The following is an 18414-nucleotide window of genomic DNA, read 5'->3' on the forward strand; positions in this document are numbered from 1 at the left end:
GGCGTGGCTCTTCCGCCCCTTACCCCTGAACAGCGCGCAGCCGCGCTCGAAAAGGCCGCCGCGGCTCGCCGGGAGCGGGCCGAGGTCAAGAATCGACTCAAGCACTCCGGCGCCTCGCTCCAAGAGGTCATCAAGACGGGCCAGGAGAACGACGTCATCGGCAAGATGAAGGTCTCCGCCCTGCTGGAGTCTCTGCCCGGCGTGGGCAAGGTGCGCGCCAAGCAGATCATGGAGCGTCTCGGCATCTCCGAGTCCCGGCGTGTCCGAGGTCTCGGTTCCAACCAGATCGCCTCTCTGGAGCGCGAGTTCGGCAGCACCGGCGCCTGAGGCGTCGACTGAAGTTCTCCCGGCGTTCTCAGGCAGTCCCGAGAACCTGGATAATCGCTCTATGGCAGCAGAGGTTCGTCCGCGGCTGACCGTGCTCTCCGGCCCTTCAGGGGTCGGCAAGAGCACGGTCGTCGCGCATATGCGCAAGGTTCACCCCGAGGTGTGGCTCTCGGTGTCGGCCACCACCCGCAAGCCGCGGCCCGGTGAGCGACACGGAATCCACTACTTCTTCGTCAATGACGACGAGTTCGACAAGCTGATCGCCAACGGCGAGCTGCTGGAGTGGGCCGAGTTCGCGGGCAACCGCTACGGCACACCGCGCGGCGCGGTGCTGGAACGCCTGGACAGCGGCGAGCCGGTACTGCTGGAGATCGACCTCCAGGGCGCACGGCTCGTCCGCGAGTCGATGTCCGACGCCCAGCTCGTCTTCCTGGCGCCGCCGAGCTGGGACGAACTGGTCCGCCGGCTCACCGGCCGGGGCACCGAATCGGCCGAGGTCATCGAGCGCCGGCTCGCCTCGGCCAAGATCGAGCTCGCTGCCGAATCGGAGTTCGACACCACCCTGGTCAACACCTCCGTCGAGGACGTCGCTCGTGAGCTGCTAGCCTTGATGGAAGTTGTCTGATCGTTGGTCGATTTTTAATGATCGATCAATGCTTGATCTTTCACCCATTCTTCGGAAGGTAGAGCGTGTCCTCTTCCATCACTGCGCCCGAGGGCATCATCAACCCGCCGATCGACGAGCTGCTCGAGGCCACGGACTCGAAGTACAGCCTCGTGATCTACGCGGCCAAGCGCGCGCGTCAGATCAACGCGTACTACTCGCAGCTCGGTGAGGGCCTGCTGGAGTACGTCGGCCCGCTGGTGGACACCCACGTCCACGAGAAGCCGCTTTCGATCGCGCTGCGCGAGATCAACGCGGGTCTGCTGACCTCCGAGGCCATCGAGGCCCCGGCCCAGTAAGGCGCGAGAAATCCTTTCACCACAGGCCCGGCAGAACATCTGCCGGGCCTGTGGTGTGTCATGGGGAGGGACGACGGACGTCGACAAGGCTCGAAGGGGAGTGCGTGGTGGGTAAGCCGAAGGTCGTGCTGGGGGTCAGCGGCGGGATCGCCGCCTACAAGGCGTGCGAACTGCTCCGCCTGCTGACCGAGTCCGGCCACGAGGTGCGGGTCGTGCCCACGGCGGCCTCGCTGAACTTCGTCGGCGAGGCGACCTGGGCCGCCCTCTCCGGGAACCCGGCCTCCACGGAGGTGTGGGAGACCGTGCACGAGGTGCCGCACGTGCGCATCGGCCAGTCCGCCGACCTCGTCGTCGTCGCCCCGGCCACCGCCGACATGCTGGCGAAGGCCGCCCACGGGCTCGCCGACGACCTGCTCACGAACACGCTGCTCACCGCCCGATGTCCGGTGGTCTTCGCCCCCGCCATGCACACCGAGATGTGGGAGCACCCCGCCACCCAGGAGAACGTGGCCACGCTGCGCCGGCGCGGCGCCCTCGTCATCGAGCCCGCCGTCGGCCGGCTGACGGGCAAGGACACCGGCAAGGGGCGGCTGCCCGACCCCGCGGAGATCTACGAGGTCTGCCGCAGGGTCCTGGCGCGCGGGGTGGGCGAGCAGGACCTCGCCGGGCGGCACGTGGTGATCAGCGCCGGCGGCACGCGGGAACCGCTGGACCCGGTCCGCTTCCTCGGCAACCGCTCCTCCGGCAAGCAGGGCTACGCGCTGGCCCGTACGGCCGTCGCCCGCGGGGCCCGCGTCACCCTGGTGGCGGCGAACACCGCGCTGGCCGACCCGGCCGGGGCGGACGTCGTACGGGTGGGGACGGCCGTGCAGCTGCGGGAGGCGGTGCTCGAGGCGGCGGCCGACGCCGACGTCGTGGTGATGGCCGCCGCCGTGGCCGACTTCCGGCCCGCCGAGTACGCCGGCGGGAAGATCAAGAAGAAGGACGGACAGGACCCGGCGCCGGTCGCGCTCGTACGAAATCCGGACGTTCTCGCCGAGATCTCGGCCGACCGGGCCCGGGACGGGCAGGTGGTGGTGGGGTTCGCCGCCGAGACCGACGACGTCCTCGCCAACGGCCGGGCCAAGCTCCTTCGCAAGGGGTGTGATCTTCTCGTCGTGAACGAGGTCGGCGAGGCGCGGACCTTCGGTTCCGAGGAGAATGAGGCGGTCATCCTGGCCTCCGAAGGGTCTGAGATTCAAGTGCCCTATGGACCGAAGGAGACGCTGGCCGAAGCCATTTGGGACCAGGTGGCCGTCCGGCTGCAGCCGTGACGCGCCTGAGCCGATTGCCCTTCTCCTGATCACCTCCGTGCGTCAGAATGAGGTGCCGCAGGTCACACGGCTCCCATAAGGCGAGACGGGTGGTCCCGGAAACGGTGGCGACCGATAAACTGCACCAGGAACGTGATCGGGCGCAGCCCCCGGTGTGGTTCCGCCAAATGATCAGCCAGCAGCCGCTGCAACCCCAGGGAGCGTTGTGTCCCGTCGTCTGTTTACCTCGGAGTCCGTGACCGAGGGCCACCCTGACAAGATCGCTGACCAGATCAGCGACACGATCCTCGACGCGCTCCTCTCCGAGGACCCGACCTCGCGCGTGGCCGTGGAGACCCTCATCACCACCGGTCTCGTGCACATTGCGGGCGAGGTGACGACGAAGGCCTACGCGCCGATCGCGCAGCTCGTCCGGGAGAAGATCCTCGAAATCGGCTACGACTCCTCGAAGAAGGGCTTCGACGGCGCATCCTGCGGCGTGTCGGTGTCCATCGGCGCCCAGTCCCCGGACATCGCGCAGGGCGTCGACACCGCCTACGAGAAGCGCGTCGAGGGCGACGAGGACGAGCTCGACAAGCAGGGCGCCGGCGACCAGGGCCTGATGTTCGGCTACGCCTGCGACGAGACCCCCGAGCTCATGCCGCTCCCGATCCACATCGCGCACCGGCTCTCCCGCCGGCTGTCCGAGGTCCGCAAGAACGGGACCATCCCGTACCTGCGCCCCGACGGCAAGACCCAGGTCACCATCGAGTACGACGGCGACAAGGCCGTGCGCCTGGACACGGTCGTCGTGTCCTCGCAGCACGCCTCCGACATCGACCTGGACTCGCTGCTCGCCCCGGACATCCGCGAGTTCGTCGTCGAGCACGTGCTGGCCCAGCTCGTCGAGGACGGCATCAAGCTCGACACCGAGGGCTACCGCCTGCTGGTGAACCCGACCGGCCGCTTCGAGATCGGCGGCCCGATGGGCGACGCCGGCCTGACCGGCCGCAAGATCATCATCGACACCTACGGCGGCATGGCCCGCCACGGTGGCGGCGCGTTCTCCGGCAAGGACCCGTCCAAGGTCGACCGCTCCGCCGCGTACGCGATGCGCTGGGTCGCCAAGAACGTCGTCGCCGCCGGTCTCGCCTCGCGCTGCGAGGTCCAGGTCGCGTACGCGATCGGCAAGGCCGAGCCCGTCGGTCTGTTCGTCGAGACATTCGGCACCGCCAAGGTCGAGGTCCAGAAGATCGAGGACGCGATCGGCGAGGTCTTCGACCTCCGCCCGGCCGCGATCATCCGCGACCTGGACCTGCTGCGCCCGATCTACGCCCAGACCGCCGCCTACGGCCACTTCGGCCGTGAGCTGCCGGACTTCACCTGGGAGCGCACCGACCGCGTCGACGCGCTGCGCACGGCCGCCGGTCTGTAAGCACCACCGCTCGTAGGCGTTCGGCCCCGGACCTTCTGGTCCGGGGCCGTTCGCGTGCCGCGGCTGTCAGTGGGGTTTGGTAAGAATGCGGGTGTGAGCAGCGCGAACGAGTCCGAGCAGCGGGGTGTGGACCAGGGTCCTGGTGGTCCGCCGGAGCAGCTCGCGCTGATCCGGGAGGTGGTCGCCGAGGCGAAGGCCAAGGCGCCCAAGGCGAAGCCGCGCACCTGGCGCGGCGCCGCGCTCGCCGAGGAGCTGCCGATCGCCAGGGTCCTGGTCAACAAGGGCGTTCTGCACCTGGACCAAACCTGGGACTACGCCGTCCCCGAGCACCTCGCCGCGGACGCACAGCCGGGTGTCCGCGTCCGGGTCCGCTTCGGTGCGGGCGAGGGCCGGGTCCGCGACGGGCGCCGCGAGGGCGGCGGCCTGATCGACGGGTACCTGATCGAGCGCGTGGCCGAGACGGACTACGACAGACCGCTCGCGGCGCTCGCCCAGGTGGTCTCGCCCGAGCGCGTGCTCAGCCCCCAGATCGAAAAGTTGGCGCGGGCCGTCGCGCGCCGCTACGGCGGCAGCTTGGCAGACGTCCTGCAATTGGCGATCCCGCCCCGCCACGGACAGGCCGAGAGCCGGCCCTCACCCGCCCCGCTGCCTCCGCCCGGCGCCCCCGGCCCGGACGGGTGGGACCGCTACTCGACGGGGCCGGAGTTCCTGCGGGAGCTGGCCTCCGGCGCGAGCCCGCGCGCGGTGTGGACCGCGCTGCCCGGACCGACCTGGCCGGACGAACTCGCACGGGCGATGGCGGCCACGCTCGCCTCGGGGCGGGGAGCGCTTGCCGTGGTGCCCGACGGCCGCACCGCCGCGCGAGTCGACGAAGCGCTGACTGCCCTGGTGGGCAAGGGGCTGCACGCCGTGCTCACCGCCGAATCCGGTCCGCAGAAGCGCTACTCGCAGTGGCTCGCCGTGCACCGCGGATCGGTGCGGGCCGTCGTCGGGACCCGGGCCGCGATGTTCGCGCCGGTGCACCAGCTCGGTCTCGTGGCGATCTGGGACGACGGAGACTCCAGCCACAGCGACACCAGCGCGCCGTTTCCCCATGTGCGCGAGGTGCTGCAGCTGCGCTCCCTGACCGAGGGATGTGGCTTCCTGCTCGGCAGCACCAGCTGCACGGTCGAAGCAGCGCAGCTCGTCGAGTCCGGCTGGGCCCGCCCCTTGGTCGCCGATCGTGAGACGGTGCGGTCCTGCGCGCCCCGGATCCGGACGGTCGGCGACGAGCTGCTCGCCCGGGACGAGGCGGCCCGGGCCGCGAGGCTGCCCAGCCTGGCCTGGGAAACCGCACGGGAGGGGCTGAAGACCGGGCCCGTGCTCGTGCAAGTGCCCCGGCGCGGATACGTGCCCCGGCTGGCCTGCGAGCGGTGCCGGACGCCGGCCCGGTGCAAGACCTGCGCCGGACCGCTGGAGGCGCCGGACCAGCAGGACCTGCAGTGCGGATGGTGCGGGCTGCAGGAGACGTCCTGGCACTGCGAGGAGTGCGGCTCCTTCCGGTTGAGGGCACAGGTGGTCGGCGCCCGGCGCACGGCCGAGGAGCTCGGGCGGGCCTTTCCCGCCGTACCGGTGCGCACCTCGGGCCGCGACCACGTCCTGGAACGGGTTCCGGACGCGCCCGCGCTCGTCGTGTCGACGCCGGGAGCCGAGCCGGTGGTGGAAGGCGCCGGGTACGCGGCGGCCCTGCTGCTGGACGGCTGGGCCATGCTGGGTTTCCCCGACCTGAGGGCGGGGGAGGAAGCGCTGCGCCGGTGGATCGCCGCCACATGCCTGGTCCGGGGCGAGGGCCAGGTGGTCATCGTCGCCGAGCCGACGCTGAGGCCGGTCCAGGCGCTGGTGCGGTGGGATCCCGTCGGGCATGCGTTGCGCGAGCTGGCCGAGCGGGCCGAACTGCGGTTCCCGCCCGTGTCGCGGATGGCCTCGGTCGTGGGGCGGGCCGCCGCGGTGGAGGACTTTCTGGCCGGCGCCGAGCTGCCCCCGGACGCCGAGATCCTGGGCCCGGTGCCGCTGCCGGGCCGGCGCGGGGAGCCCTCGCCCGGGGAGCGGGCCCTGGTCCGGGTACCGCCGGGCAGCGGGGCCGCGCTGGCGGCTTCGCTCAAGTCCGCGCAGGCGGCCCGGATGGCGCGCAAGGTGGCGGCGGCCGACGCGGTGCGGGTGCGCATCGACCCGCCGGACATCGGCTGACCGGACGGCGGCGAAGGCCGGAGCGGGAACGCCGTACCGCGCACACCGAGGCGCGAACGCCGAAGCCCCCGGCGGGAGACGCGTGGGTCGTCCCGCCGGGGGCGGATTCAGGGGCGGCGAGCGGTGCCGGCCGGCCGTCGGGGGTCGGCGTCCCGGCGGCGGGACACAGGTCAGCCGTTGCGCGGACCGGGGAAGGCGGGGGAGCGGGGAGCCTCCCCGAGCGTGCGGCCCGGGGTCCCGCCGGCCGCGGCCTGGGCCTCCTCGCGCACCGGCTGCGGCGGTACCGAGCGGGCGGCCGGCACGGTGGGCAGCGGCCCCAGGGGCCGGGTGGTCGTCCCCTCGGCCAGCGGCTCCGCGGACTCGGCGGACTGCGCCCGCCGGGCACCGTAGCGGCGGTGCACGGCCTGCTTGGTGACGCCGAGAGCCGAGCCGACCGCGTCCCATGAGAAGCCGAGCGAGCGGTCGAAGTCCACGGCGGCGGTGACCAGCGTCTCGACGCTGTCCCGCAGCTCCTGCGCGAGGCGGACGGTGGGCGCGGGCGCCCGGCCGTAGACGACGAAGCCCGTGGAGGGACCGGAGCGGCGCGGGCGGTACACGTTGCCGAGCTGGGCGGTGAGCGTACGCAGAGCATCCACCTGCCGGCGAACCCGCTCGATGTCCCGCACCAGGAGGTGCAGGCTGGCCCGGGCTTGGGCGTCGTGGGTGGCGTGGTCGGCCATGAAGAAGCCTCTCGAACCGGTGCTGAAGGGCGGATCGGGCCGCAGACACCGTTCACACGCGGCCCGTTTTGGTCAATCTCTCTTGACCAACGCGCCACCCGGCGCGTTGGTCACGCTGTGGGGGCGTGTCGGCATATGCGAGGGGCGCGTGTGTGTGCGTACGCCCCCTCGGCATCGCAAGTGGGCCTCGGCGGGGTATCCGCCGGATCGCCCGTTGGCGCACGCCCCATAGACTGGTGTGCTGCTGACAGCCGAGATAGCGAGGTAGGACCCCAGTGAAGCTCGTCTTCGCAGGCACCCCCGAGGTCGCCGTACCCGCCCTGGACGCCCTGATCGCCTCCGGGCGGCACGAGGTCGCCGCCGTCGTCACCCGGCCCGACGCACCGGCCGGCCGCGGCCGCCGGCTCGTCGCCAGCCCGGTCGCCGAGCGCGCCGAGGAGGCCGGCATCGAGATCCTCAAGCCCGCCCGGCCCCGCGACCCCGACTTCCAGGCCCGGCTGCGCGAGATCGCCCCGGACTGCTGCCCCGTCGTCGCCTACGGGGCGCTGCTCCCCAAGAGCGCCCTCGACATCCCCAAGCACGGATGGGTCAACCTGCACTTCTCGCTGCTGCCCGCCTGGCGCGGTGCCGCGCCCGTCCAGCACTCGATCATGGCGGGCGACCAGGTCACCGGCGCCTCCACCTTCCTCATCGAGGAGGGCCTGGACTCCGGCCCGGTCTACGGCATCCTCACCGAGGAGATCCGCCCCACCGACACCAGCGGCGATCTGCTCACCCGGCTCGCCTTCGCCGGCTCTGGGCTGCTGGCCGCCACCATGGACGGCATCGAGGACGGCACCCTGCGCGCCGTCGCACAGTCGCACGACGGCCTCTCCCTCGCGCCCAAGATCACCGTGGAGGACGCCCGGATCGACTGGACGGCTCCCGCGATGCGCGCCGACCGCGTGGTCCGCGGCTGCACGCCGGCCCCGGGCGCCTGGACCGTCTTCCGCGGGGAGAGGCTCAAGCTGATCTCGGTGGGTCTGGTGGCCGACCGCACCGACCTGGCGCCGGGCGAGCTGGCCCCGGCCAAGAACAACGTCCACGTCGGAACCGGCTCGCACGCCGTGGAGCTGCTGTGGGTGCAGCCCCAGGGCAAGAAGCCGATGCGCGGCGCCGACTGGGCCCGCGGGGTGCGGATCGCGCCCGGCGAGCGGCTCGGCGGGGCCGACGTAGGCTGAATCCAGCCGGGCCGAATCCGGCCGCGCCGTCCGCGCGGCGCTGGCCCTTGCACCGTAGGGACCGCCGCCCCGCCCGGGCGGCGCCCGCCACCCCTTCACGTCATGACCGCAGCACCTCGTAAACCCGGAGCACCTTTCACGTGAGCGAACAGCCCCGTCCCCGTCGCAACCCCGCAGGCCAGCGACAGGCCAAGCCGTACCGGCGGCCCCAGAAGGACCCCGTCCGGATGCTGGCCTTCGAGGTGCTGCGGGCGGTGGAGGAGCGCGACGCCTACGCGAACCTCGTGCTGCCGCCGCTGCTGAAGAAGGCCCGCCAGGACGAGAGCTTCCAGGCGCGCGACGCCGCACTGGCCACCGAGCTGGTCTACGGGACGCTCCGCCGCCAGGGCACCTACGACGCCGTCATCAAGGCGTGCATCGACCGGCCGCTGCGGGAGGTGGACCCGCCGGTGCTCGACGTGCTCTCACTCGGCGCGCACCAGCTGCTCGGCACCCGGATCCCCACGCACGCGGCCGTCTCCGCGAGCGTGGAGCTGGCCCGGGTGGTGCTCGGGGACGGGCGCGCCAAGTTCGTGAACGCCGTGCTGCGGAAGATCGCCGCACACGATCTCGACGCCTGGCTGGAACGGGTCGCGCCGCCGTACGAGGACGACGCCGAGGAACACCTCGCGGTGTACCACTCGCACCCCAGGTGGATCGTCAGCGCCCTGTGGGACGCGCTCGGCGGCGGCCGCGCCGGGATCGAGGACCTCCTGGAGGCCGACAATGAGCGGCCCGAGGTGACCCTGGTCGCGCGCCCCGGCCGGTCCACCCCGCAGGAGCTGCTGGACGCGGTCGGCGAGGAGTCGGCGCTGCCCGGCCGCTGGTCGCCGTACGCCGTCCGGATGGCCGAGGGCGGCGAGCCCGGCGCGCTGGAGGCGGTGCGCGAGGGCCGCGCCGGCGTGCAGGACGAGGGCAGCCAGCTCGTGGCGATGGCCCTGGCGGCCGTGCCGGTCGAGGGCAGCGACGAGCGCTGGCTCGACGGCTGCGCGGGCCCCGGCGGCAAGGCGGCGCTGCTCGCCGCGCTCGCGGCGCAGCGCGGCGCGTTCCTGCTCGCCTCGGAGAAGCAGCCGCACCGGGCACGGCTCGTGGAGCGCGCCCTCGCGGGCAACCCCGGCCCGTACCAGGTGATCGCGGCGGACGGCACCCGGCCGCCGTGGCGGCCGGGCTCCTTCGACCGCGTCCTGATGGACGTCCCGTGCACCGGCCTGGGCGCGCTCCGCCGTCGCCCGGAGGCCCGCTGGCGGCGTCGCCCGCAGGACCTGGAGGGCTTCGCGCCGCTCCAGCGCGGGCTGCTGCGGGAGGCGCTGTCGGCGGTCCGGGTGGGCGGCGTCGTGGGCTACGCGACGTGCTCGCCGCACCTGGCGGAGACCCGGGTCGTCGTGGACGACGTCCTGAAGGGGCGCGGCGCGGGCGCGTCGCCGGTGTCCGCGGAACTCATCGACGCGAGGCCGTTCATGGCGGGCGTGCCGGGCCTGGGCGACGGCCCCGACGTCCAGCTGTGGCCCCATCTGCACGGGACGGACGCGATGTACCTGGCGCTGCTGAGGCGCACGGCGTAGGGCCGGGCCCCGATCCGGGCCCCGATCCGGGCCCCGATCCGGGCTCCGTGTCCCCCGGCGTCCCCCGTCGGACAGGGGCGCGGAGCCTAGGTACGGGTACTCATGAGCCGCGCTCCCGTGCGAGGTAGTGTTCCCGGCTGGTGTGATCAACAGGGAACAATCGGGGGCTGCGCGCATGGCGTGGGACGAGTGGGAACAGATCAAAGCCGGTGCGGGCGACGGGCAGCACGTGGCCATGAGGCTCAACCAGGTGCCCGCCGACCCCGGCACCGGCGCCCCGAGCGCCGTGACGGGCGGTCTTCAGTCCAGCAAGAAGGCGTGGACCGCGGCCGGTGAGGGCGTGGGGTCCCTCCGCCAGACCATGGGCACCGCGCTCACCAAGCTCGAGGACGGGCAGACCGGAATCGGCTCGACCGCCGGATGTCTGACCGCGGCCGCGCAGAAGGACGTGTACGACTCCTGGAAGAAGTACGCCGAGAGCGTCAGCGAGCGGTGCGGCGCGCTCCAGGGAATCCTGAACCAGGTGGGCCGCGACCTGTTGACGACCGACGAGGGCGTCCAGGCGGAGATGAACAGGCTGAACGCCACGTACGCGGACACGGACGCCGTCGGCGGCCAGACCAAGGGCCGGTGACGGCGCGATGGACTACGCGACGCTCAAGGCCTTCAAACCGTCCGAGTTCGAGGAGGCTGCCGACGGCTACCGCACCATGGGCAACTCGGCCCAGGCGGCCAGGGAGCACATCGAGAACACGGTCGCCACGGGCATGCGCAAGTCGTTGACGGGCGAGGCGGTGAACGCCGCGCAGAAACAGCTCCAGGCCCTGGCCAAGAACTTCCACTACACGCAGACCGAATGCGGTGTCATCAGCACGGCGCTCAACGGGTTCGCCTACGACATGGCGGCCGCCAAGCGGAAGCTGGAGGCGGCGGTCGCGGACGCACAGGCGGACGGCTGCAAGGTGAACGACGACGGCTCGGTCGCGTTCCCCGCCGGACAGAAGCCGGGCGCCGAGAAGGCCTCGGAGGGCGGCACGGTGACCGGTAGCGCGGGAGGGTCCGAGACCTCCGACGCCGTGGAACGCCAGGCGGCGAACATCCACCCGAACCCGAACTACGGCAAGGCGATGGGGTACGCGAACCGCATCGCCGACGCGCTCAAGGAAGCCACGGACGCGGACGCCAAGTGGGAGCCGAAGATACGGGCCCTCAAGGCCGACGACGACCTGACCGTGTCCGCCAGCGACTGGACCGACGCCACCTCCGACGCGGGAGGCGTGCGCGGGGCGGCCGACGCCTATCTCGGCACGATCAAGCCGCCGCCGAAGAACGACTGGCCCCAGGACAACGCCAACTGGTGGAACGGCCTCACCGAGGAACAGCGCGAGGCCTACATCTCCATGCACCCCGCGAGCATCGGGGCCCTCGACGGCCTCCCCTCCGCCGTGCGCGACGACGCGAACCGCGTCGTCCTCGCGGAACAGCGCGCCGCCAAGCAGGTGGAGTACGACGCCTGGCTCAAGAAGGAGCCGGAGCACTACAGGCCCTACATCAGCCCCATCACGGGCCGTGAGGTGAAGGGCGCGATGGTTCCGACGGACGAGTGGAAGAAGTGGGAGGAGAAGAGGAAGGAGATCGAGGACGGCTCCAAGGGCATGGACGACATACAGAAACGATTCGACAGCTACACGAGCGAGGCCAACCGCCCCTACCTCCTCGGCTTCGACGGCAAGGACATGGGCCGCGCGATCGTTTCCATCGGCAATCCGGACACCGCCGACAACGTGGTGACGTACGTGCCCGGGACGTTCGCCGAACTGAAGTCCATCGACGGGGACATAGGTCGGGCCGTGGCGCTCCAGGCCGAGGCGGAGCGCCAAGATTCCGCGCACTCGACGGCATCGATCGTATGGCTCGGTTACGACGCCCCGCAGGGCATCGCGACCGATGCGACGGAGACCAAGTGGGCGGACAACGCCAGGGAGCCGTTCGGCAATTTCATCCAGGGGATCGAGGAGGCCAACCACCGCGAGGGCGGCGTGAACCAGACGCTCCTCGGGCACAGCTACGGGTCGCTGGTGGTGGGCGAGACGATGAGCATGCACATCGACCTGCCGGTCGACAACGCGATCATGGTGGGCAGTCCGGGCGTGGGAGTGGACCACGCGAAGGACCTGAACATCTCACCGGACCGGGTCTTCGCGGCCACGTCCGACCACGACCTCATCAACCTCGCCCCGCCGACGGCCCGGGACCCGCTCAGCCCGAAGGCGTGGTGGGACTCCTTCGACGACCACACGATCGTCCACGGAACCGACCCGACCACCGACGACTTCGGGGGCCAGGTCTTCGAGGTCCCCGACGGGAAGTGGCCGCTCGAGGACTGGGAAATGATGCCCGCGCACTCCCAGTACTGGGACGAGAAGCCCCTCGGTAGCCTGGGGAAGATCGTTACGGGAGGACGACCGTGAATCCACGCAAAGCAGTCCCGGTTGCCGCACTGCTGGCCATGATGATCATGGCGACCGCGTGCGGGGCGCAGGGGAACGGACAGAAAACCGGCGGAACGGCACCGAAGCAGGTCACGATGAACGAGCAGCAGGCGATCGACCGGGCAGAGGAGATCATCCACCAGGCGGTGGACGGCATGTCCCCCCAGCCGACGCTGGAGCGCATGGGCCACGCGCCCGTCAGCGCCTGCATCGCCAGGGACGACCATGGCCCCGACGATCGTGTGCAGGTCACGGTCATCTACAAACTGACGGGTGTTCCGGGGGCCGAGGCCCAGAACCTCGTGCGGCAGGCGCGGGACGCCTGGCTGAAGCAGGGCTACACGTACAACTCGTCGGGCGAGGTCGATTGGTCCAGCGCCTTTCCGACGGTCTACATGCGTACGGGCCCGGACGATTTCTGGATGGACGCCGTGACCGGTGTCATGGACCGCGCCAAGGGCGAGGGTGTCGCCTCTCTCAAGGTGACGTCGCCCTGTTTCCTCCCGCCGGGCAAGAGCAAGGCCTCGGGGACGACCGCGGTCGGTCCCGCCACGTTCGAGGCCCCGTCCGCCGAAGATCCCGCCACGCGCCGGGCCCTCGGCCACTCCAGCCGGATCTACGACGCGCTGCAGGTCGGATCGGCGCCCACGCAGCCTGGGGAAGGCCTCAGCACGGTCCGGGACGAGTCGGGGGCGTCGGTCCACCACACCTGGTCGACCGAGCCGCTGCCGGAGGACGAGAGGGCGGCTGCCGTGGGGCGCGCGCAGACTTTCTTCCAGAGCGCGGGATGGGCCGTGCGCCGGGTGCCGACGGTCGAGGGCACTCCGGCCGTCGTCGCCGGCCACCCCGGAGACCGCACGGTCGCGCAGGTCGCGGCCTCGACCACCGGCGCGGTGCGCGTCGCGGTGACGGCGCCCGCCACCGGTCCGGCATCCGCCGACGCATGACGGCCGGCGCCCCCGTGCCCCCGCGGGCACGGCGCCGTTCCCACCCGCGCCCGGACCGTGGGCGCGGGCGGAGAAGCGCCGTGCGCGCACTCGCCGGTAACGGGGACGACGGGCTTTTCGGAAACAGGGAGCAGGGATCATCACCGGAGGACAGCGGTGAAACCACGTAAGGCGTTCTCGGTCGCTGCACTGCTCGCGCTGACGGTCGCGGTGGCCGCCTGCGGGGCGCACGCAGGCGGCGGAGGCGGGGCCGCGCAGCAGGTCACGATGAACGAGCAGCAGGCCGCCGGGCGGGCGGAAGAGATCATTCGGCAGGCGGTGGACGCCATGTCGCCCAAGCCGACACTGGAGCGCACGGGCCCCCAGACCGTCGGTCCCTGCATCGCCAAGAACGACAGCAGCAGTGACGACCGACTGCAGGTCACCCTCTTCTACAAGCTCACCGGGGTTCCCGGGACCGAGGCCAAGAACCTCGTGCTGCAGGCGCGGGACGCCTGGCTGAAGCAGGGCTACAAGTACAACTCGTCGGACGAGGCGGACATGTCCGGCCCCTTCCCCTGGGTGAGTATGCGTACGGAGCCGGACGACTTCTGGATGGAAGGCATCACAGGGGTCCTGGACCGCGACAAGGGCGAGGGCATCGCCAGCCTCAAGGTGATATCGCCCTGCTTCCTCCCGCCGGGCAAGAGCAAGGCCTCGGGAGCGACCCCGGCCAGTCCCGCCGCCGCGTTCGAGGCCCCGTCGGCCGACGATCCCGCCACGCGCCGGGTCCTCGGCCACTCCAGCCGGATCTACGACGCGCTGCAGGTCGGATCGGCGCCCACGCAGCCCGGAGAGGGCCTCAGCACGGTCCGGGACGAGTCGGGGGCGTCGGTCCACCACACCTGGTCGACCGAGCCGCTGCCGGAGGGCGAGAGGGCGGCTGCCGTGGGGCGCGCGCAGACGTTCTTCCAGAGCGCGGGGTGGACCGTGCGCCGGGTGCCGACGGTCGAGGGCACTCCGGCCGTCGTCGCCGGCCACCCCGGAGACCGCACGGTCGCGCAGGTCGCGGCCTCGACCACCGGCGCGGTGCGCGTCGCGGTGACGGCGCCCGCCACCGGTCCGGCATCCGCCGACGCATGACGGCCGGCGCCCCCGTGCCGACGGGCGGGGGCGCCTCGTGGGCACGGCGCCGTTCCCGCCCGCGCCCGGACCGTGCGGGCGCGGGCGGAGAAGCGCCGCGCGCACTCGCCGGTACGGGACGACGGGCTTTTCGGAAACATGGAGCAGGGATCATCACCGGAGGACAGCCGTGAAATCACGTAAGGCGTCCTCGGTCGCTGCACTGCTCGCGCTGACGGTCGCGGTGGCCGCCTGCGGGGCGCACGCAGGCGGCGGAGGCGGGGCCGCGCAGCAGGTCACGATGAACGAGCAGCAGGCGATCGACCGGGCGGAGGAGATCATCCACCAGGCGGTGGACGGCATGTCCCCCCAGCCGACGCTGGAGCGCATGGGCCACGCGCCCGTCAGCGCCTGCATCGCCAGGGACGACCACGGCCCCGACGATCGTGTGCAGGTCACGGTCATCTACAAACTGACGGGTGTTCCGGGGGCCGAGGCCCAGAACCTCGTGCGGCAGGCGCGGGACGCCTGGCTGAAGCAGGGCTACCCGTACAACTCGTCGGGCGAGGTCGATTGGTCCAGCGCCTTTCCGACGGTCTACATGCGTACGGGCCCGGACGATTTCTGGATGGACGCCGTGACCGGTGTCATGGACCGCGCCAAGGGCGAGGGTGTCGCCTCCCTCTCCGTGACGTCGCCCTGCTTCCTCCCGCCGGGCAAGAGCAAGGCCTCGGGGACGACCGCGGTCGGTCCCGCCACGTTCGAGGCCCCGTCCGCCGAAGATCCCGCCACGCGCCCGCTCCTCGCGGCATCCCGCCGGTTTTAAGGACGGGTGAAGTGTTCTCCGCGATCAGTTAAGCGTTGCTGCGAGCGTTCCGACTTCCGGGGTCGTGGCCGGAAGCGGCTGCACGCATGGCAGGCTTGGGGCATGGCCGCGCAGATTTATCCCAGCATCCTGTCCGCCGACTTCGCCCGACTCGCCGAGGAGGCGAAGGCCGTCGAGGGGGCCGACTGGCTGCATGTCGACGTCATGGACAACCATTTCGTCCCGAACCTCACCCTCGGCATGCCCGTCGTGGAGTCCCTGAGCCGGGCCACGGACATCCCGCTGGACCTCCACCTGATGATCGAGAACCCGGACCGCTGGGCCCCGCAGTACGTGGAGGCCGGTGCGGGTTCGGTCACCTTCCACGCCGAGGCCGCGGCGGCGCCCGTGCGCCTCGCGCGGGAGATCCGGGCGATGGGGGCGCGGGCGTCGATGGCGCTCAAGCCCGCGACGCCCATCGAACAGTACGAGGACATCCTCCCCGAGCTCGACATGCTGCTGATCATGACGGTCGAGCCCGGCTTCGGCGGCCAGCCCTTTCTCGACATCATGCTCCCCAAGATCCGCCGGACCCGGGAGCTGATCTCCAAGCACGGCCTGGAGCTGTGGCTGCAGGTCGACGGCGGGGTCTCGGCATCGACCATCGAACGCTGTGCCGAGGCCGGCGCCGACGTCTTCGTCGCGGGCAGCGCGGTCTACGGCGCGGTCGATCCGGCCGCCGCCGTGCGCACGCTGCGTGACCAGGCGGGTGCGGCGATCGCCGCCGCGCCGTGGGCTTGCGACCACTGAGCCAAGGGTTGATGAACAGCTCGGTGAACGGGAGCTGTCCAGGCTGATCAACGGCCGTCGGATCTGACAGGATGAACGGCGAGTCGAGAGTGTGAACACGAGAGTGTGAACAGCAGTGAGGAGAACGCGGTGTCTGCAATGTCGGCGGGACGGTCAGCCCTGCGGATGGGACCCGCGGAGCTGGTGCAGGCGGCGGCCATGGCGCGCCGTTTCTACCTCGAGGGCAAATCGAAGATCCAGATCGCCGAGGAGTTCGGCGTGAGCCGCTTCAAGGTGGCCCGGGTCCTGGAGACCGCCCTGGAGCGGGACCTCGTACGGATCGAGATCCGGGTACCGGCAGAACTCGACGCGGAGCGTTCGGACGCGCTCAGGGCCCGGTACGGGCTCCGGCACGCCGTCGTGGTGGAGTCGCCCGCCGACGCCACCGAGGACGCGCCCGACCCGGAGAACCTGGGCGCGGTCGCCGCCGATCTGCTGGGCGAACTGGTCAACGAGGGCGACGTGCTGGGCCTGGCGTGGGGGCGGTCGACCATTCACATGGCCGCCTCCCTGCACCGGCTGCCGCAGTGCACCGTGGTCCAGCTGACCGGCGTGTACGACGCGGGGACCGCCGAGCGCGGTTCGGTCGAGGCTGTGCGCAGGGCCGCCCAGGTCTCGGGGGGCGACGCGCACCCGATCTACGCGCCGATGCTGCTGCCCGATCCGGCGACCGCGGCCGCGCTGCGCAACCAGACCGGGATCGCGCGCGCCTTCGAGTACTTCGACAAGGTGACGGTCGCGGCCGTCTCCATCGGCTCGTGGGAGACGGGCATCTCCACCGTCCACGACATGCTGACCGACGAGGAGCGGGCCCACTACGCCTCGCTGGGCGTCGCGGCCGAAATGTCCGCCCACCTGTTCGATTCTGAGGGCCGGCGGGTCGGCCGGGACCTCGGCGAGCGGTGCATCACCGTCGAGGCGGACCGGCTGCGGCGGATCCCGGAGGTCGTGGCGATCGCGGGCGGTCTGCGCAAGGCCTCCGCGATCGGGGCGGTGCTCCGGTCCGGTCTGGTGACCAGCCTCGTCACCGACACGGCCGTCGCCGACTACCTGCTGACCGAGTCGGCCCCCGGGCTGCGGCCGGCGCTGGAGCGGGCCGATCCCGACGACCTGTAGCGGCGGATCGGCGGTCCGCCGCCCCGGCTGGTACGGATGGTGCCGGAATTGAGATCCGAACGGCGGACCGCGCGGCGGCCTGCTGGGCGCATACTGGTTCCAATGACAAAGTCAGCAGTACCTCGCCGCCATTTGCCGTCCAGCCCGTTCAAGGCCCCCGTGGAACAGCCCATCCGGCAGTTCAGCGTCGGCGACCGGGTCACTCACGATGAGCACGGCCTCGGCCGTGTCGTCGGAATCGAGGAGGGGATCGCTGTTCTCGTCGACTTCGGTTCGGTCCAGAAGCGAATCCTGAGTCCCTACACCAAGATGGCCGCCCTCTGAGGCGACCGGGCGATTCGCGAGCGAATCGGATATTTGGCACGATCGGTGCATGATCTTTCGGAACGTGCCCCGATCGTTGCTGCGTTTGCTGGGGGCCGTTTTGGTCTGTGCCGCGCTGGTGGGCGCGGTGGGCTGTGGCGGGCAGCAGCCCGCCCCCGCCGCCGCCAGCGCCAGTGCCAGTGCGCGTGGGGCCAGTCCCGGCAGTAGTACCGCTCCCGCATGGGCGAAGGGCATGGCCGTCGTACGGGGCGACGCGCTGCCGCAGCAGGCACGTGACGTTCTCGCGCTCATCGACAAGGGCGGGCCGTATCCGTACCGGCAGGACGGCAGCGTCTTCGGGAACTTCGAGAAGGTCCTGCCCGTGCAGAAGCGCGGCTACTACCACGAGTTCACGGTGCGGACCCCGGGGGAGCGGGACCGCGGCGCCCGGCGGATCGTGGCGGGTGAGGGTGGGGAGTTCTTCTACACGGACGACCACTACGACACCTTCAAGGCGGTTCTCCGATGACCCTGGACCCGCAGCCGCTCGCTCCCGCGCTCGCGGCGGCCGAGGCCGCCGGCTGGGCGACGGTACGGCTGGACCTGGACGGCGTACGGGGCAAGGCGGAGCTGATGCGGCGGTGCGGGGTCGCCTTGCGGCTGCCGGAGTGGGTCGGCGGGAACTGGGACGCGCTCGCGGACGCGATGCGGGACCTGTCGTGGCTGCCGGAAGCCGCGGGGCGGCTGGTGGCCGTGACCTCGTGGCGCGGCTATGCCGCTGCGCGGCCCGGCGAGTGGGAGACGTTGGTGGAGGTGCTGGAGGAGGCGGTCGACTTCTGGCGGGAGCGGGAGGGTGGGCCGGGGCTGACGGTGCTGCTGGCCGAGGCCGGGCCGGCTGCCGGGGCTCCACCCCGGACCCCGCGCCTCAAACGCCGGCGGGGCTGAAAGATCGGGGGTCCGCCCCGGGGCCCGCTCCTCGAACGCCGGAGGGGCTGGGTGGTGCGGCGGGGTGAAGGAT

19 protein-coding genes are annotated in these 18414 nt (G+C 71.7%); 18 read left to right on the top strand and 1 reads right to left on the bottom strand.

The window, feature by feature from the left end; all coding sequences use genetic code 11:
• Positions 1-3 precede the first annotated feature (3 nt).
• From PV721_RS02825 to PV721_RS02850, 6 genes are all read left to right on the top strand, one after another.
• Positions 4-327: an integration host factor gene (locus PV721_RS02825; protein WP_030008746.1), complete on the top strand. Its 324-nt coding sequence runs from the start codon at positions 4-6 to the stop codon at positions 325-327.
• Positions 328-388: 61 nt separating this feature from the next.
• Positions 389-952: a guanylate kinase gene (gene gmk, locus PV721_RS02830; protein ID WP_319721162.1), complete on the top strand. Its 564-nt coding sequence runs from the start codon at positions 389-391 to the stop codon at positions 950-952.
• 65 nt (positions 953-1017) lie between these two features.
• Positions 1018-1290 carry a DNA-directed RNA polymerase subunit omega gene (gene rpoZ / locus PV721_RS02835; RefSeq protein WP_004948662.1) on the top strand — a complete coding sequence of 91 codons (273 nt, stop codon included), beginning with the start codon at positions 1018-1020 and terminating at the stop codon, positions 1288-1290.
• 107 nt (positions 1291-1397) lie between these two features.
• Positions 1398-2603, top strand: a complete 1206-nt coding sequence (gene coaBC, locus PV721_RS02840) for a bifunctional phosphopantothenoylcysteine decarboxylase/phosphopantothenate--cysteine ligase CoaBC (protein ID WP_319721163.1) — start codon at positions 1398-1400, stop codon at positions 2601-2603.
• Between the two features lie 205 nt (positions 2604-2808).
• The gene (metK, locus tag PV721_RS02845) at positions 2809-4017 is read left to right on the top strand and encodes a methionine adenosyltransferase (protein WP_319721164.1); all 1209 of its coding nucleotides are present in this window, start codon (positions 2809-2811) and stop codon (positions 4015-4017) included.
• A 93-nt stretch (positions 4018-4110) separates the two neighbouring features.
• Complete coding sequence (locus PV721_RS02850) at positions 4111-6243, top strand: primosomal protein N' (RefSeq protein ID WP_319721165.1); 2133 nt, start codon at positions 4111-4113, stop codon at positions 6241-6243.
• A gap of 170 nt (positions 6244-6413) precedes the next feature.
• On the opposite strand, the gene PV721_RS02855 is transcribed toward PV721_RS02850, so the two are convergent.
• A complete protein-coding gene (locus tag PV721_RS02855) occupies positions 6414-6962 on the bottom strand; it encodes a hypothetical protein (RefSeq protein WP_319721166.1) in 549 nt (182 codons plus the stop codon).
• A 275-nt stretch (positions 6963-7237) separates the two neighbouring features.
• Between PV721_RS02855 and fmt the strand changes: the two genes are divergently transcribed.
• The 12 genes from fmt (at position 7238) to PV721_RS02915 (ending at position 18341) form a co-directional block, all read left to right on the top strand.
• The gene (fmt, locus tag PV721_RS02860) at positions 7238-8182 is read left to right on the top strand and encodes a methionyl-tRNA formyltransferase (protein WP_319721167.1); all 945 of its coding nucleotides are present in this window, start codon (positions 7238-7240) and stop codon (positions 8180-8182) included.
• A gap of 140 nt (positions 8183-8322) precedes the next feature.
• Positions 8323-9783, top strand: a complete 1461-nt coding sequence (locus tag PV721_RS02865) for an RsmB/NOP family class I SAM-dependent RNA methyltransferase (RefSeq protein WP_319721168.1) — start codon at positions 8323-8325, stop codon at positions 9781-9783.
• 175 nt (positions 9784-9958) lie between these two features.
• Positions 9959-10417: a hypothetical protein gene (locus tag PV721_RS02870; RefSeq protein WP_319721169.1), complete on the top strand. Its 459-nt coding sequence runs from the start codon at positions 9959-9961 to the stop codon at positions 10415-10417.
• Between the two features lie 7 nt (positions 10418-10424).
• Complete coding sequence (locus tag PV721_RS02875; protein WP_319721170.1) at positions 10425-12254, top strand: alpha/beta hydrolase; 1830 nt, start codon at positions 10425-10427, stop codon at positions 12252-12254.
• A 116-nt stretch (positions 12255-12370) separates the two neighbouring features.
• Positions 12371-13222 carry a hypothetical protein gene (locus PV721_RS02880; protein ID WP_319721171.1) on the top strand — a complete coding sequence of 284 codons (852 nt, stop codon included), beginning with the start codon at positions 12371-12373 and terminating at the stop codon, positions 13220-13222.
• Between the two features lie 156 nt (positions 13223-13378).
• A complete protein-coding gene (locus PV721_RS02885) occupies positions 13379-14344 on the top strand; it encodes a hypothetical protein (protein WP_319721172.1) in 966 nt (321 codons plus the stop codon).
• A gap of 169 nt (positions 14345-14513) precedes the next feature.
• A complete protein-coding gene (locus tag PV721_RS02890; RefSeq protein ID WP_319721173.1) occupies positions 14514-15149 on the top strand; it encodes a hypothetical protein in 636 nt (211 codons plus the stop codon).
• Between the two features lie 102 nt (positions 15150-15251).
• Positions 15252-15938 (top strand): ribulose-phosphate 3-epimerase, encoded by a 687-nt coding sequence (gene rpe, locus PV721_RS02895; protein ID WP_319721174.1) that lies wholly within the window; start codon positions 15252-15254, stop codon positions 15936-15938.
• Positions 15939-16043: 105 nt separating this feature from the next.
• Complete coding sequence (locus tag PV721_RS02900; protein WP_319721175.1) at positions 16044-17093, top strand: sugar-binding transcriptional regulator; 1050 nt, start codon at positions 16044-16046, stop codon at positions 17091-17093.
• Between the two features lie 102 nt (positions 17094-17195).
• A complete protein-coding gene (locus PV721_RS02905; protein WP_189740325.1) occupies positions 17196-17417 on the top strand; it encodes a CarD family transcriptional regulator in 222 nt (73 codons plus the stop codon).
• Between the two features lie 49 nt (positions 17418-17466).
• Entirely contained in the window at positions 17467-17925 is a 459-nt protein-coding gene (locus PV721_RS02910) for a ribonuclease domain-containing protein (RefSeq protein WP_319721176.1), read from the top strand.
• The gene (locus PV721_RS02915; RefSeq protein WP_319721177.1) at positions 17922-18341 is read left to right on the top strand and encodes a barstar family protein; all 420 of its coding nucleotides are present in this window, start codon (positions 17922-17924) and stop codon (positions 18339-18341) included. The genes PV721_RS02910 and PV721_RS02915 overlap by 4 nt, the downstream gene beginning before the upstream one ends.
• Positions 18342-18414: the final 73 nt, after the last annotated feature.

The organism is Streptomyces sp. MB09-01 (genome assembly GCF_033794505.1).
Taxonomy (GTDB): domain Bacteria; phylum Actinomycetota; class Actinomycetes; order Streptomycetales; family Streptomycetaceae; genus Streptomyces.